Source organism: Isoptericola sp. NPDC057559 (assembly GCF_042801555.1).
In the GTDB taxonomy this organism is placed as follows: Bacteria; Actinomycetota; Actinomycetes; order Actinomycetales; family Cellulomonadaceae; genus Isoptericola.
The window spans coordinates 1-15,548 of the sequence record NZ_JBHVFQ010000035.1 but is presented as its reverse complement, the minus strand read 5'-3'; the positions used below and the strand labels follow the sequence as shown (position 1 = coordinate 15,548).

Annotated in this window: 11 protein-coding genes and 1 tRNA gene; 8 read left to right on the top strand and 4 right to left on the bottom strand. The window is 73.5% G+C overall.

Annotated features, from left to right (window positions below):
- Positions 1–43 precede the first annotated feature (43 nt).
- Positions 44–1,618, bottom strand: a complete 1,575-nt coding sequence (locus ACFU5J_RS20125; protein WP_430579901.1) for an MFS transporter — start codon at positions 1,616–1,618, stop codon at positions 44–46.
- A gap of 71 nt (positions 1,619–1,689) precedes the next feature.
- Here ACFU5J_RS20125 and ACFU5J_RS20120 point away from each other — a divergent pair, with 71 nt between their 5' ends.
- Entirely contained in the window at positions 1,690–2,184 is a 495-nt protein-coding gene (locus ACFU5J_RS20120) for a MarR family winged helix-turn-helix transcriptional regulator (RefSeq protein ID WP_430576495.1), read from the top strand.
- 27 nt (positions 2,185–2,211) lie between these two features.
- On the opposite strand, the gene ACFU5J_RS20115 is transcribed toward ACFU5J_RS20120, so the two are convergent.
- Together ACFU5J_RS20115 and fdhD are read right to left on the bottom strand one after the other, a co-directional pair.
- On the bottom strand, positions 2,212–4,530 hold the full coding sequence (locus tag ACFU5J_RS20115; protein WP_430579900.1) for an FdhF/YdeP family oxidoreductase: 2,319 nt from the start codon (positions 4,528–4,530) through the stop codon (positions 2,212–2,214).
- Positions 4,527–5,441 carry a formate dehydrogenase accessory sulfurtransferase FdhD gene (gene fdhD / locus ACFU5J_RS20110; RefSeq protein WP_430579899.1) on the bottom strand — a complete coding sequence of 305 codons (915 nt, stop codon included), beginning with the start codon at positions 5,439–5,441 and terminating at the stop codon, positions 4,527–4,529. Before fdhD ends, ACFU5J_RS20115 begins: the two co-directional genes overlap by 4 nt.
- Positions 5,442–5,586: 145 nt before the next feature.
- Here fdhD and fdhA point away from each other — a divergent pair, with 145 nt between their 5' ends.
- Positions 5,587–6,810, top strand: a complete 1,224-nt coding sequence (gene fdhA / locus ACFU5J_RS20105) for a formaldehyde dehydrogenase, glutathione-independent (protein WP_430579898.1) — start codon at positions 5,587–5,589, stop codon at positions 6,808–6,810.
- Positions 6,811–6,934: 124 nt separating this feature from the next.
- Here the strand turns inward: fdhA and ACFU5J_RS20100 are convergent, their stop codons facing one another.
- Entirely contained in the window at positions 6,935–7,534 is a 600-nt protein-coding gene (locus tag ACFU5J_RS20100) for a TetR/AcrR family transcriptional regulator (RefSeq protein WP_430576963.1), read from the bottom strand.
- A 211-nt stretch (positions 7,535–7,745) separates the two neighbouring features.
- On the opposite strand from ACFU5J_RS20100, the gene ACFU5J_RS20095 reads away from it, so the two are divergent.
- The 6 genes from ACFU5J_RS20095 to ACFU5J_RS20070 all read left to right on the top strand — a co-directional run bounded on the left by ACFU5J_RS20095 (position 7,746) and on the right by ACFU5J_RS20070 (position 15,475).
- A tRNA-Gln gene (locus ACFU5J_RS20095) sits at positions 7,746–7,817 on the top strand.
- Positions 7,818–7,962: 145 nt separating this feature from the next.
- Positions 7,963–9,585, top strand: coding sequence for a bifunctional UDP-N-acetylglucosamine diphosphorylase/glucosamine-1-phosphate N-acetyltransferase GlmU (gene glmU / locus ACFU5J_RS20090; protein ID WP_430579897.1), 1,623 nt, complete (start codon positions 7,963–7,965; stop codon positions 9,583–9,585).
- A complete protein-coding gene (locus tag ACFU5J_RS20085) occupies positions 9,582–10,565 on the top strand; it encodes a ribose-phosphate diphosphokinase (protein WP_430576490.1) in 984 nt (327 codons plus the stop codon). The genes glmU and ACFU5J_RS20085 overlap by 4 nt, the downstream gene beginning before the upstream one ends.
- A 247-nt stretch (positions 10,566–10,812) precedes the next feature.
- Entirely contained in the window at positions 10,813–13,296 is a 2,484-nt protein-coding gene (locus ACFU5J_RS20080) for a beta-N-acetylglucosaminidase domain-containing protein (RefSeq protein ID WP_430579896.1), read from the top strand.
- Between the two features lie 81 nt (positions 13,297–13,377).
- Positions 13,378–14,526, top strand: coding sequence for a glycosyltransferase (locus tag ACFU5J_RS20075; protein ID WP_430576488.1), 1,149 nt, complete (start codon positions 13,378–13,380; stop codon positions 14,524–14,526).
- 331 nt (positions 14,527–14,857) lie between these two features.
- A complete protein-coding gene (locus ACFU5J_RS20070) occupies positions 14,858–15,475 on the top strand; it encodes a 50S ribosomal protein L25/general stress protein Ctc (protein WP_430576487.1) in 618 nt (205 codons plus the stop codon).
- Positions 15,476–15,548: the final 73 nt, after the last annotated feature.

The window sequence follows — 15,548 nt, the reverse complement described above, 5'->3', positions numbered from 1 at the left end:
TCTTGACGCGCGATCGAGGGTGGCGATCGAGACCCCTCCGCGCTCAGGCGTGCCCGGCCTCGCCCTCGACGGTCTCGACGACCACCTCCGCGGCGGTCGCGCGGCGCGCTCCCCGGAGCGTGACCCACGCGACGACGGCGGCGACGAGGACGAGCCCGGCGGCGACCAGGTACGCGGCGTGCACGCCGGAGACGTAGGCGTCCTCGGCGACGCGCGCGGCCACCGTGTCGAGGTCGGCGGGCACGGAGCCCTGGGCCAGGCCCTGGAGGCCGTCGTCGTCCAGCCCGAGCCCGCCGGCCCCGGAGCGCACCTGCGCCGCGACGACCGCGGACATCACGGCGGTGCCCAGTGCGCCGCCGATCTGGATGCAGGTGGACTGGAAGCCGCCGGCCACCCCTGCGAGGTGCACGGGTGCCGAGCCGACGATCGCTTCCGCGCCGGCCGTGATGGTCATGCCGGTGCCCATCGCCAGGACGACGAACGCGATCGCCATGACGCCGTACGGGGAGGTGGCCGACGAGCCGACCAGCACCAGCAGGCCCACGGCGGTGAGGCCGAGGCTCAGCGCGCCGGTGGCGCGGGTGCCGACCCGTGCGACGAGCAGCGCGCCGACCGGGGCCGCCACGATCGAGACGGCGGACATCGGCAGCAGCATGAGACCGGCATCCAGCGCGGTGGCACCGCGCAGGTTGATGAAGAACATCGGCAGCAGGAACGTGACGCCCATCAGCACGAAGAAGTTGGCCGCGATCATCAGCCCGCCGGTGCCGACGGTCGTGCCGCGGAAGAGGGACAGCGGCAGCAGGGCATCGCCGGTGCGCGCCTCGGTACGGCCCTCCAGGGCGACGAAGCCGACGATGACGAGCACGCCGAGCGCGAGCAGGCCGAGGGTGCGCGGGTCGCCCCAGCCCCAGGTCTCGGACTGCACGATGGCGAAGACCGTGGCGACCAGGCCGAGCGCCAGCACGACGACGCCGCGCAGGTCGAACCGGCCCGTGGCGGGGAAGCTGGTGCGCGGGAGCAGGCACAGCCCGTAGACGAGGCCGACGGCGGCGACCGGGATGTTGACGAAGAACACGGACTGCCAGCCGTACGACGCCTCGAGCGCACCGGCCAGCGTCGGGCCGACGGCGATCGCGATGGAGGAGACGCCGCCCCAGATGCCCACGGCCATGCCGAACCGCTCGCGCGGGAACGTGGCGCGCAGCATCGCGAGCGTCTGCGGCATGAGGGCGCCTGCCGCGACGCCCTGGACCACGCGGAACGCGATCAGTCCGGCGGCGGTGGTCGAGAGGCCGATGGCGGTCGACGCGACGGTGAACAGGACCAGCCCGGCCAGGTAGAGGGTCCGATGGCCGTACCTGTCGCCCAGCTTGCCCGCGAGGATCAGCGTGGCGGCGAGCCCGAGCAGGTAGCTGTGCGTGACCCACTGCAGCTGGACGAAGGTGGTGCCCACCTCGGCGGCGATCGCGGGGTTGACGATCGAGACGACGGTGGCGTCCAGGCCCACGAGGAACAGGCCGAAGGCGACGCCCACGAGCGTCAGGCCGGGGCGGCCGCGCAGCGGGCGGCGAGCCGGCGGCGCGGAGGCTGCGCCGAGGGCGGTGGAGGTGGTCACGGGGCTCCTCAGGAGACGGGATCGTTACTGATTATGAAACTATAACTATCTCCACACCCTAGGATCGGGCCATGCCAGACGAGACGATCGTCACGCCCCGACGTGGCCCGCGGGAGCGCCCGGCCGGGGCCGCCGACCTCGCCGACCTGGCCGACGCCGTCATCGAGGTGGCCCACCACCTGGACGTCCGCTCCCCGGAGCTGCGGGGCGTCGTACCGCTGACCGGCACCGAGGTGGCCGTGATCCGCGAGGTCCACCGCGCGGCGCACCCGACGCCGTCGCGCATCGCCGTCGCGACCGGGCTCGCGCGCAGCAACGTCAGCACCGCGCTGCGCACCCTCGAGGCGCGCGGGCTCGTGGTCCGTGAGCACGCCGGCGGCGACCGGCGGACCGTCCGGCTGGTCGCGACGCCGCTGGCCGACGAGCACCTCGCCCGCATCCACGACTTCTGGACCCGCCGGCTCGGGAGCGTGCCGGACGACGTGCGCGACGCCGCGCTCGACGCGTTGCCCGCGCTCCGGGCGCTCGCGGAGGCGCTCGTCGACCCGCGCGACACCCCGGCCTGAACGACCTCGCGGGGAGCCTGCCTCGCGTCAGGCGGGCTCGAGGCGGACGACGACGGCCTTGGACACGGGGGTGCGGCTGGTCTCGGCCGTGGCGCCCAGCGGCACGAGGACGTTCGCCTCCGGGAAGTACGCGGCCGCGCACCCCCGCGCGGTCGGGTAGGCGACGACGCGCTGGCCGCGCAGCACGCGGTCGACGCCGTCGTGGTACTCGCCGTGCACGTCGACGGTGACGCCGTCCGCGAGGCCCAGCTCGGCGAGGTCGTCGGGGTTGACGAGGACGACGGCGCGGCCGCCCTTGATGCCGCGGTAGCGGTCGTCGCGCCGGTAGATCGTGGTGTTGAACTGGTCGTGCGAGCGGATGGTCTGCAGCAGCAGGCGGCCCGGCGGGCACTCCACCGGCGCGAGCTCGTTGACGGTCAGGTGCGCGCGCCCGTCGTCCGTGGGGAAGGTGCGGGAGTCGCGCGGGCCGTGCGGCAGGCGGAAGCCGCCCTCGCGGCGGATCTTCGCGTTGTAGCCCTCGCACCCGGGCACGACGCGCGCGACGTGCTCGCGGATCGCGTCGTAGTCGCGCTCCATGGCCGCCCAGTCGACGGGCCCCGGCCCGCCCGGCCGCCGGCCCAGGACCGCCCGCGCCATCCGGGTGACGATCGAGACCTCGGACAGCAGGCCGGGCGCCACCGGCCCGACCTTGCCCCGCGACGCGTGCACGGCGCAGACCGTGTCCTCGACGGAGACGAACTGCTCGCCCGACGCCTGCCGGTCGATCTCGGTGCGCCCCAGCGTGGGGAGGATCAGCGCCTCGCGCCCGACGACGGCGTGCGAGCGGTTGAGCTTGGTCGAGATCTGCACGGTGAGGTCCGTGCGCGCGACGGCCGCCTCCGCCGCGACCGTGTCGGAGATCGCGCCGACGAGGTTGCCGCCCAGGGCGACCAGGGCCTTCACGCGCCCGTCCGCCATCGCCTCGACGGTGCCCACGGCGTCGAGGCCGTGCGCGCGCGGGACCTGGAGGCCGAACTCGGCGTCGAGCGCGTCGAGGAAGCCGTCGGGCATCTGCTCCCAGATGCCCATGGTGCGGTCGCCCTGCACGTTGGAGTGCCCGCGGATGGGCGACGCGCCCGCCCCCGGGCGGCCGATGTTCCCGCGCAGGAGCAGCAGGTTGACGATCTCCTTGATGGTCGGCACGGCCTTGGCGTGCTGCGTGAGCCCCATCGCCCACGTGACGATGACGTTATCGGCCCGCACGTAGCGGTCGGCGAGCTCGTCGATCTCGCGGCTCGTGAGGCCCGTGGCCGCGAGGACGGCCGCCTCGTCGAGGTCGGCCAGGTGCGCGGCGAGCTCCTCGAGGCCGGAGGTGCGCTCGGCGAGGAACGCGTGGTCCAGCACCGTGCCGGGCGCGGCCGCCTCGGCCTCGAGCACCCGCTTCGACACCGCCTGGAGCAGGGCCATGTCGCCGCCGAGCCGGATCTGCAGGAACTGGTCGGCGAGCTCCGTGCCCCGGCCCGCCAGGCCGCGCACCGTCTGCGGGTTCTTGTACCGCTTCAGCCCGGCCTCGGGCAGCGGGTTGACGGCGACGATGCTCGCGCCGTGCTGCTTGGCCTCCTCCAGCGCGGTGAGCATGCGCGGGTGGTTGCTGCCCGGGTTCTGCCCCATGATCACGATGAGGTCGGCCAGGGCGAAGTCGTCGTAGGTGATCGTCGCCTTCCCGACGCCGATCGTCTCGCCCAGGGCGGCGCCCGTGGACTCGTGGCACATGTTGGAGCAGTCCGGCAGGTTGTTGGTGCCGAACGCGCGCACGAAGAGCTGGTACACGAACGCCGCCTCGTTGGACGTGCGCCCGCTGGTGTAGAACGACGCCTCGTCGGGCGTCGCAAGGCCGCCCAGCCGGTCGGCGACGATCCCGAACGCCTCCTCCCACGACACCGGTACGTAGTGGTCGGAGCCCGCGGCCTTGTGCACGGGCTCCACCAGCCGCCCCTGCTGGCCCAGCCAGTGCTCGGTGCGGGTGCGCAGGTCGGAGAGGGGGTGCTCGGCCCAGAACTCCGGCTCGACGACGAGCGGCGTCGCCTCCCACGTCACGGCCTTGGCGCCGTTCTCGCAGAACTCCGCGGGCTTGCGCCGGTCCGGGTCGGGCCAGGCGCAGCTCATGCAGTCGAAGCCGTCCTTGTGGTTCATCGACAGCAGCAGCTTCGCCGTCCTGCCGGCGCCCATCCCGCGCACCGCCGGGACGAGGGCGTGCACGATGCCGGGCACGCCGGCCGCCCAGTCCTTGGGCGGCCTCGTCGCGGTGGGCTGCGGCTCCTGGGGCTCGCCGTCGTCCCGGACCTCCTCGGGCTGCTGGGTGGTCATGCCGCGTCCCCTCTCCGGTGCCCTCGCGCCCCGTCGTCGTGCTGCGCGCCGTCGTCGGGCGTCGCGTCCGTCGCGTGCTCCTCGACCACCCGGTGCCCGCCGGCGTAGACGACGAGCGTGGGGTCGCGCACGAAGCCGACGAGCGTCAGGCCGGCCTCGTCCGCGAGCTCGGCCGCCAGCGAGGACGGCGCGGAGACCGCCGCGAGCACCGGGACGCCCGCCATGACCGCCTTCTGCGTCAGCTCGAAGCTGGCGCGGCCGGACACCACGAGCACCGTGCCGCGCAGCGGCAGGCGCCCCGCCGCGGCCGCCCACCCGACCACCTTGTCGACCGCGTTGTGCCGGCCCACGTCCTCACGGACCACGAGGGCCTCGCCCGTGGCGGCGTCGAACAGCCCCGCGGCGTGCAGGCCGCCGGTCCGGGCGAAGACGTCCTGCGCGGCACGCAGCCGGTCCGGGAGGGCGGCGAGCAGCGCCGCGCCCACGCGGACAGGGTCGTCCGCGACCTCGAAGGCGCTGCGCGTGAACACCGCGTCGATCGACGCCTTGCCGCACAGGCCGCACGCGCTGGAGGTGAAGAACTCCCGCGCGAGCGCCGGGTCCGGCGGGGCGACGCCGGGGGCGAGCGCGACGTCGAGCACGTTGTAGGCGTTCTCTCCCGGCACCCCGGGGCCAGGCGCGCAGTACCGCGCCCCCGCGACCTGCGCGCCGTCGGTGACCACGCCCTCCGAGACGAGGAAGCCGGTCGCGAGCTCGACGTCGTGCCCGGGCGTGCGCATCGTGACGGCCAGCGACCGGCCGCCCACGCGGATCTCGAGGGGCTCCTCGCCGGCGAGCAGGTCCTCGCGGCGCGCGGTGCGCCCGCCGATCGTGACGCGCCTGACGCGGCGTCGGACGGTGACGCGGGTCATACCTGCAGGCCTAGCAGACTGCCCCGCCCGGCACAACGTCAGCGGGTCGACGGCCGGCCGGCCCTCGACCTGCCAGGGGCGCGCGACGCGCCTACGGTCGGGAGACCGGCTCAGACCGGGCCGGACGTGTTCGAGGAGGAGCACCATGGCAGACACCAACCGCGCGGTCGCGTACAAGGGGCCGGGCGAGGTCGAGGTCATCGACATCGACTACCCGACCTTCGAGCTCAAGGACGGCCCCGGGGTCAACCCGGCGAACGTGGGCCGGCAGGTGCCGCACGGGGTCGTCCTGCGCACCGTGGCCACGAACATCTGCGGGTCGGACCAGCACATGGTCCGCGGCAGGACCACGGCGCCCCCGGACCTCGTGCTGGGCCACGAGATCACCGGCGAGGTCGTGGAGACGGGTCGCGACGTCGAGTTCATCAAGGTGGGCGACCTCGTCTCGGTGCCGTTCAACATCGCCTGCGGCCGGTGCAAGAACTGCAAGGAGCGCAAGACCGGCATCTGCCTGAACGTGAACCCGGACCGGCCGGGCAGCGCGTACGGGTACGTCGACATGGGCGGCTGGGTCGGCGGGCAGGCGAACTACGTGCTGGTCCCGTACGCCGACTGGAACCTGCTGAAGTTCCCGGACAAGGACCAGGCGCTCGAGAAGATCATGGACCTGACGATGCTGTCCGACATCTTCCCGACCGGGTTCCACGGCGCGGTGACCGCCGGCGTGGGGGTCGGGTCCACGGTCTACGTGGCGGGTGCCGGGCCGGTCGGGCTCGCGGCCGCGACCGGCGCGCTGCTGCTCGGGGCGGCGGCCGTCATCGTGGGCGACATGAACGAGGGCCGGCTGGCGCAGGCGCGGTCCTTCGGCTGCGAGACGGTCGACCTGACGAAGGGCGGGCCCGCGGAGCAGATCGAGCAGATCCTGGGCGTCCCGGAGGTGGACTGCGGCATCGACGCCGTCGGGTTCGAGGCCAAGGGCCACGGCGCGGACGCCGGGCACGAGGCCCCGGCGACGGTGCTCAACTCGCTCATGGAGATCACCGCCGCGGGCGGCGCGATGGGCATCCCGGGGCTGTACGTCACCGGCGACCCGGGGGGCATCGACGACGCCGCCAAGAAGGGCGCGCTGTCCCTCAGCCTCGGCACCGGGTGGGCGAAGTCCCTCGCGTTCACCACGGGCCAGTGTCCGGTGATGAAGTACCACCGGGGTCTGATGCAGGCGATCCTGCACGACCGCGTGCAGATCGCGAAGAACGTCAACGCGAAGGCGATCACCCTCGACCAGGCCCCGCAGGGCTACGCCGAGTTCGACGCCGGCGCCGCGACGAAGTACGTCATCAACGCGAACGGGTACCTCGACGGCAGGTGACGGTCGCGGGTGTCGGCATCGAGCGTGCTGACCTGATCCTCACAAGGCCCGTTTGAGGATCACGTCAGCACGCTCGATTCGGTGCCGGTGCCGGTGCCGATGCCGATGCCGATGCGTGCCGGGGTCAGCGGGACTTGGTGAGCTCCGGCTTCTTGACCATCCCCGACAGCCCGTTCCAGGCGAGGTTGACCAGGTGCGCGGCGACCTCGGTCTTCTCGGGGCTGCGGGCGTCGAGCCAGTACTGGCCGGTGAGCGCCACCATGCCCACGAGCATCTGCGCGTACAGCGGCGCCGCCTTGCGGTCCAGGCCGTTGGCCTTGAACTGGTCACCGAGGATGTGCTCGACCAGCGTCGCGACGTCGCCGATGAGGCTGGAGAACGTGCCGGTGGCCTGGGCGACGGGGGAGTCGCGCACGAGGATGCGGAAGCCGTCCTCCGACGCCTCGATGTAGCCGAGCAGGGCCAGCGCGGTGCGCTCGACGAGCACCTTGGGGTGCCCGCCCTCCTCCAGGGCTCCGGTGAGGGCGGAGGTCAGGGCGCGCACCTCGCGGTCGACGACGACGGCGTAGATGCCCTCCTTCCCCCCGAAGTGCTCGTAGACCACGGGCTTGGACACCTCGGCGCGCGCGGCGATCTCCTCGACGCTGGTGCCGTCGAAGCCCTTCTCGGCGAACAGGCCGCGGCTGACCTCGAGCAGCTGCTCGCGCCGCTGGCTCGCCGTCATCCGGGCGCGCGGCGGACGCTTGGACGCTCGGGAGTCGGTGGGCATGGGGCCCATTGTGCCTGCACCCTGCCGGGGGCGGGTGTGGTGCGCGCCACGGCATCCGGGCGGGGGAGAGCCCGGGGAGCGGCGAGGGCGGTCCTGCGGACCTGGCAGACTGAGGACGGACGCCCGACGGTGCCGCGCCTCCCGCGTGAACCGGCCTGGGGCCCGATCCGCCTTGGTGTAATCGGCAGCACAGAGGTTTTTGGTGCCTTTGGTCCAGGTTCGAGTCCTGGGGGCGGAGCGCGTGCACCACCGACGAAGCACACCCCGAGAGAGACGGAGCACTCGTGGTCTCGACAGGCTCGACCGCTGCAGGTTCGAACGAGACACCCTCCACCCCCAGACCGGCGGCCGTCGTCGTCCTCGCCGCAGGGCAGGGCACCCGCATGAGGTCCGCGACGCCGAAGATCCTGCACAGCATCGGCGGGCGCACCCTGCTGGGCCACGTGATGACGGCAGCGACGGAGCTGGACCCGCAGCACGTGGCCGTGGTCGTGCGGCACGAGCGCGAGGCCGTCGCGGCCGCGGCGCTGCAGCTCGACCCCGCGGCGCTCGTCGTCGACCAGGACGAGGTCCCCGGGACAGGACGGGCCGTGCAGTGCGCGCTCGACGCGCTCGACGCCCGGGCCCACGCGGGTCGCGCGGCCGCCCTGGCGCACGCCGACGACCTGCACGACGAGCACCTCGACGGCGGGGAGCACCCGCTGGGCGACGGGCTCGACGGCGCGGTCGTCGTCCTCGCCGGAGACATCCCGCTGCTCGACGGCGCGACCCTGGGCGAGCTGCTCGCCGCGCACCACGCGGACGGCAACGCCGTCACCATCCTCACGACCGAGGTCGCGGACGCGAACGGCTACGGCCGCATCGTGCGCGAGGCCGGTTCGGGCGACGTGCTGGCGATCGTGGAGCACAAGGACGCGACGCCCGAGCAGCGCGCGATCCGCGAGATCAACAGCTCCGTCTACGTCTTCGACGCCGCCGTGCTGCGGCGGGGCCTCGGCGGCCTCGGCACGGACAACGCGCAGGGCGAGGTCTACCTCACCGACGTCGTCGCGTCCGCACGGGCCGAGGGCGGCGCCGTGCGCGCCGTGCTCAGCGACGACCCGATGCTCGTCGAGGGCGTCAACGACCGGGTGGCGCTCGCGACGCTGGGCGCGGAGCTCAACCGCCGCCTGCTCACGGAGTGGATGCAGGCCGGCGTCACCGTCGTCGACCCCGCCTCCACCTGGGTGGACGTGGACGTCGAGCTGGCGTCGGACGTGACGCTGCTGCCCGGCACGCAGCTGCACGGCGCCACCAAGGTGGAGTCGGGGGCGACGATCGGCCCGGACACCACGCTGACGGACGTCGAGGTGGGCCCGGGCGCGACGGTCGTGCGCACGCACGGCTCGCTGTCCGTCATCGGCGAGAACGCGTCCGTGGGCCCGTTCGCCTACCTGCGGCCCGGCACCGAGCTGGGCACCAAGGGCAAGATCGGCACCTTCGTCGAGACGAAGAACGCGCAGATCGGCGAGGGCTCGAAGGTGCCGCACCTGTCGTACGTCGGCGACGCGACGATCGGCGAGCACACGAACATCGGTGCCGCCTCGGTCACGGTGAACTACGACGGCGTGCGCAAGCACCGCACGGTGATCGGCTCGTACGCGAAGACGGGCGCGGACAACATGTTCGTCGCGCCGGTGACGGTGGGCGACGGCGCCTACACGGGCGCCGGCTCGATCATCGTCAAGGACGTCCCGGCGGGTGCGCTGGGCGTCGCGCGGGCGCAGCAGCGCAACATCGAGGGCTGGGTCGAGCGACGCTGGCCCGAGACCCCCGCCGCCGAGGCGGCCGCCCGGGCCCGCGCCGAGGCGACGGCCGAGCAGCTCGGTGCGCAGGCGCAGGAGCAGCTCGCCGCGCACAATGCCCTCACCGGCGCCATCCCGGTGGTGCCCGCCCCGGCACCCGATCCCGCCACCCAGGCCCCCACCCACCCCGCCGTCGACGACGAAGGAAGCACGCAGCGATGAACAACTTCATCCCCGGAACCGGAGAGCGCACCCTGGTCCTCGCCTCCGGACGGGCGCACCCGGAGCTCGCGGAGGCCGTGGCCAAGGAGCTCGGGATCGAGCTGCTCCCGGTCTCGGCGTACGACTTCGCGAACAGCGAGACGTACGTGCGCTTCAGCGAGTCGGTCCGCGGCAGCGACATCTTCCTGCTGCAGAGCCACACCGCCCCGGTGAACCAGTGGCTCATGGAGCAGCTGCTCATGGTGGACGCCGCGAAGCGCGGGTCCGCCCGCTCCGTGACGGCCGTGGCGCCCTTCTACGCCTACGCCCGCCAGGACAAGAAGAGCCGCGGGCGCGAGCCCATCTCGGCCCGCCTCGTGGCCGACATGCTCAAGACCGCGGGCGCCGACCGCATCCTGAGCGTCGACCTGCACACCCCGCAGATCCAGGGCTTCTTCGACGGTCCGGTCGACCACCTGTGGGCCATGCCGGTGCTGGTCGACTACGTGCGCACCCGCGTGGACCTGTCCAACGTGGCCGTGGTCTCGCCGGACGCCGGCCGCATCCGCGTCGCCGAGCAGTGGGCCGCCAAGCTGGGCGGCTGCCCGCTCGCCTTCGTGCACAAGACGCGCGACGTCACGCGCCCGAACCAGGCCGTCGCGAACCGCGTCGTCGGCGAGGTCGAGGGCCGCGACTGCGTGCTGGTCGACGACCTGATCGACACCGGCGGCACCATCGCCGAGGCCGTCAAGGTGGTCATGGAGGCCGGTGCCCGGTCCGTGACCGTCGCGGCCACGCACGGCGTGCTGTCCGACCCGGCCGCGCAGCGCCTGCAGGAGTGCGGGGCCGCCGAGGTGGTCGTCACCGACACGCTGCCGATCTCGGCCGACAAGCGGTTCGAGAAGCTCACCGTGCTGTCCATCGCGCCGCTCGTCGCGCGCGCGATCCGCGAGGTCTTCGACGACGGCTCCGTGACGAGCCTCTTCGACGGCAACGCCTGACGGGACCCCCTTCCCGCCGAGCGCGGGGCGTGACGAGCAGTCGTCGCGCCCCGCGCTCCGTCGTCTCCGGGCCCGGGGGTGCCCGGTGCCGGCCGGGGCCTCGGTCCCACTGGTCCGGACCAGTTGCCGTGGCCGCGGTGCGGCCCTACTGTCGTGCCCGGCGCACCGATGTTATGGATAACCGATCCGGCCGACGACGACGTCGTCCCGGTGCGCCGCCGACTACCGAGCTCAGAGACGAGGTCCGATGTCGTTCGATGCCCGACCCGAGACGCCACAGCCGACGCACCCGTCGCCGCCGCCCGCCGCGGCGGTCCGACCGCCCGGCACGCGCACCCCGCGCCGCGCGGGCACCGCCGTCGCCGCCGCGGCCCTCCTCGCCACCGTCGCCGGGGGCCTCGCCGCGCCCGGCGCGGTGGCCGAGACCCCCACCGCCGGCGGCGCCGCCCCCGCCGCCGGCGTGTTCCCCGCGCCCCAGCAGGCGGCCGCCAACGACGACGAGTTCCCCGTGGCGGGCCGGGTCACCCTCGTCGTCGGCAAGGACACCGACGACGCGGCCGTCGCGGCGACGCGACGGGTCCTCGCCGACGCCGGTGCGAAGGTCGGGGTCACCGTCGCCGACCGCGCCGGCACCCCGGTGTCGGGCAAGCGGGTCTACCTCGGTGCGGCGGGGGACAACCCGGCCGTCGCCGGCGTCCTGCGCCGCATCGGCGTCGACGGCGCGCAGGACCTGCCCGCCGACGGCTACGTGCTCGCGACCGGCCGCGACGCGGGCCCCGTGCTCGTCCTCGACGGGCACGACGACACCGGCGCGTTCTACGCCGCGCAGACCCTGCGCCAGCTGGTGGGCGAGGACCGCGAGGTCGCCGGGGTCCAGGTGCGCGACTGGCCGCTGATGGAGATCCGGGGGGCGATCGAGGGCTTCTACGGGATCCCGTGGTCGCACCAGGCACGCCTCGACCAGCTCGCCTTCTACGGCACGCACAAGATGAACACGTACGTGTACACGCCGAAGGACGACCGCAAGCTGCGGTACGAGTGGCGCGACCTGTACGAGGGCGCCGAGCTCGACCAGCTCCGCGAGCTCGTGGAGACCGCCCGCCGCAACCACGTGAAGTTCACGTTCGCGCTCTCTCCCGGCAACGACGTCTGCTACTCCTCCCAGGAGGACTTCGACGCCACCGTGCGGAAGTTCGACCAGCTGCGCGACCTGGGCGTGACGAGCTTCTACGTGGCGCTCGACGACATCCCGCTCGAGCTGCACTGCGACGCCGACAAGGAGCGGTTCACGGCGGGGAGCTGGGGCTGGCTCGCGGACGCGCAGACGGTCTACCTCAACCGGATCCAGCGCGAGTACGTGGTGCCGAACGGCCTCGAGCCGCTGCAGACCGTGCCCACCAACTACTCCGGGAGCGGCGAGGACCCGTACAAGAGCCGGTTCGGCGACGGCCTCGACGACGACGTCCGCGTCCAGTGGACCGGCGAGGGCGTGTTCTCCCCGACCGTGACGAGCGCGTCCGTGCAGAAGGCGGCGCAGAGCTACCGCACCGACCACCTCTACGTCTGGGACAACTTCCCCGTGAACGACGGCCGCCGCGACCGGCTGTTCCTCAACCCGCTCACCGGCCGGGACCCGGAGCTGTACCGGTACGTCGACGGCTTCACGTCCAACCCGATGATCGAGCCGTACGCGTCGATGCCGTCCCTCGCGGACTACGGGGACTACACGTGGAACCCGCCGGCCTACGACGCCGACGCGTCGCACGGGAACGCGCTCGACGAGCTGGCCGGGGACGCCCCCGGGGTCCGCGCGGCGCTCGGGCTGTTCGTCGACCTCAACCAGAACTGGCCCTACCGGTCCGGCAGCCCGAAGGCGCCGGGGCTCTCGGCCGACGTCGACGCGTTCTGGGCGGCGTACGACGCGGGCGACGACGCCGGCCGCGCCGCGCTGCTCGACCGCCTCGGCGCGATCGAGGACCTGCCGCGGTCGCTCGCGCCGATGGCGGAGCCCGGCTTCGTCGCCGACGCGACGCCGTGGATCGACGCGGCGTCCCAGTGGGCGTCGGCGCTGCTCGCCGAGAGCCGCATGCTCGCCGCGCTCGAGGCCGGCGATGCCGCGACGGCGTCCGCGCGGGCGGCGGAGGCGCGCGAGCAGCTCGCCCTCGCCGGCCGGGCCACGGTCGACGACCAGGGCTCCGACGGCGTCCACCAGGAGGACCAGATCGTGCCGAGCGTCGGCGACGGGCGGTTCGAGGAGTTCTCGGCCAAGGCGTTCCGGATCTTCTGCGCCGCGGCGCCGGACGACGCGTCGTGCCCCGTGCCGACGCTGCCCGGCACGGTCAGCACCTCGTTGCCGCAGTACTCGACCTACGCCGCCGCGCACATGGTCGACGGCGACGACTCGACCCTGTTCTGGTCGTCGCGGGCGCCCGTGGTGGGCGACGAGGTCCGGTACGACCTCGACGCTCCGGCGGCCGTGACGTACGTCGCCGTGCACATGGCGGACAACGACACCGCCGCGGGCGACATGATCCAGCACGGCCGGGTGGAGGTGTCGGCGGACGGCGCGACCTGGACGTCGGTCGGGACCTTCGACGACACCCCGCTGGCCGAGGTGGTGCTCGACGAACCCGTCGAGGCGAGCCACGTGCGCGTGGTCGTGACCGCCCCGAACTCCGGGGGCCGGTGGGTCAAGGTGCGGGAGCTCGTGGTGGCCGAGCGCACGCCGTGACCGCGCGCCGCGGCGCACGCGCCTGAGCCCGCGGCCCTGTCCCGGCGAACAGCCAGGACAGGGCCGTAGGCTGTGCGGACGATGGAGGTGCTCGTGGACGTGACCGTGCTGGTCCCCACCTACAACGAGGGACCGAACGTCGCGGAGCTGGTACGTCGGCTGGCCGCGGCGCTCGGCGACGGCGTCGTGCCCGGCGGCGTCGAGGTCCTCTTCGTCGACGACTCCACCGACGACACCCCCGCCGAGATCGAGCGGGTGGCCGCGGCGGCGGACCTGCCCGTGCGGATGATGCACCGCGCCACTCCCGACGGCGGGCTCTCCGGGGCCGTCGTCGCCGGCCTGCACGCCGCCGCCGGCGAGCGCGTCGTCGTGATGGACGGCGACCTGCAGCACCCGCCCGAGATGGTGCCCGTGCTGCTCGCCACCGCCCGCGACACCGGCGCGGACGTCGTCGTCGCCTCCCGGTACACCGGGAAGGGCGACGCCGGCGGGCTGGACGGCCGCTACCGGCGCTGGGTCTCCAAGGCGTCCGGGCTGCTGGCCCGCTCGATGTTCCCCGTGAAGCTGCGCGACGTCTCCGACCCCATGACCGGCTTCTTCGTGGTGCGGCAGGGGGCCGTCGACCTGTCCGCGCTGCAGCCCCGCGGGTTCAAGATCCTGCTGGAGATCCTGGCCCGCCAGCGGCTCGTCGTCGTCGAGGAGCCCTTCGTCTTCGGGGAGCGCTTCGCCGGCCGGTCGAAGGCCACCGTCGCCAACGGGCTGCGGTACGTGCAGCAGCTCACCCTGCTGCGGTTCGGGCGGCTCTCGCCGTTCGCGCTGATCGGTGCCGCCGGCGCCGTGCTCAACCTCGCGATCCTCGCCGCGCTGCAGGCCACCGGCATGCACTACCTGCCCGCCGTGATCGTGGCCAACGCCGTGACGATCGTCATCAACTTCCTGCTGCAGGAGCGGTTCGTCTTCGCCGACCTGCGTGACGGTGCCCACGGTTTCTGGGGCCGGTTCGTGCGGTCGTTCGCGTTCAACGGCACCGAGGCCGTGGTCCGCACCCTCCTGCTGTGGTGGATCGTCGAGCAGGCGGTGCCGCACCCCGAGGTGGTGCAGGCGGCGCTGATCCTCGTGGCGTTCGTCGTGCGGTTCGTCTTCCAGGCGCAGGTCGTCTACCGCCCGCAGGGCTCCGCCGGCACCCGCGGGCGCTCGCCCGACCGCTCGGGCGAGCACGCCGGCTCCTGACACGCCGGCCCGCGAAGGGGGCTATACTCGTCCGGTTGCCTCGGCGAGGGACGTCTGACGGGCGCCGGTCACGCAGGTGGGGTCGAGCTGTTTCAGCAGGGACCGCACCGCGACGCTGCCGCCACCCTCAGAGCAGGATCCGTCGGATTTCCGTGATCGACTGGGCGGCTGTCGGTGCACCACTCTCGCTGGTGCCCCCACGGCGCGCTCTCGATCGCGTCCGTCACGTGTCCCACGCCGACGCAACCGCAGTTCGCGGGGACCACCCCTCGTGGACAGCCGACGGCTCCCTCTGGCCGTCGGCACGCACAGACCTCCAGGAGTGATCCACGTGTCCGACATCAAGCTCGCCGCCGAGGCCCGCACCGAGTTCGGCAAGGGCGCCGCCCGCCGCATCCGTCGCGAGAACAAGATCCCCGCCGTCCTGTACGGGCACGGCACGGACCCGCTGCACATCACGCTGCCGGGCCACGAGACGATGCTCGCCACGCGTCACACCAACGCGCTGTTCACCATCGAGCTCGACTCGAAGTCCGAGATGGCCGTCATCAAGGACATCCAGCGCGACGCCGTCCGCGGCACCATCGAGCACATCGACCTGCTGCTCGTGAAGCGCGGCGAGAAGATCGCCGTCGAGGTCGCCGTGAACGTCGTGGGCGAGTCGGCCCCCGGCACCATCCACTTCGTCGAGTCCCAGACCCTGTCGGTCGAGGCCGAGGCCACCCACCTGCCCGAGTCGGTCGAGGTGTCGATCGAGGGCCTCGAGGCCGGCCAGCACGTCACCGCCGGCGAGGTCACCCTGCCGAAGGGCGCCACGCTGCTCACCGACCCCGACGCCGCCGTCGTCGCCGTCTCCGAGCCGCGCGGCGAGGTCGCCGACGAGGCCGAGGAGGAGGCCGAGGCCGCCGCCGAGGAGTCCGCCGAGGCCGCCGAGTCGACCGAGGGCTGAGCCCCCGCCTGACCCGTACGCTGTGGGCGCGAGCTCGGCGCCGTCCCGCGAGGGGCGGCGCCGAGCTCGCGCC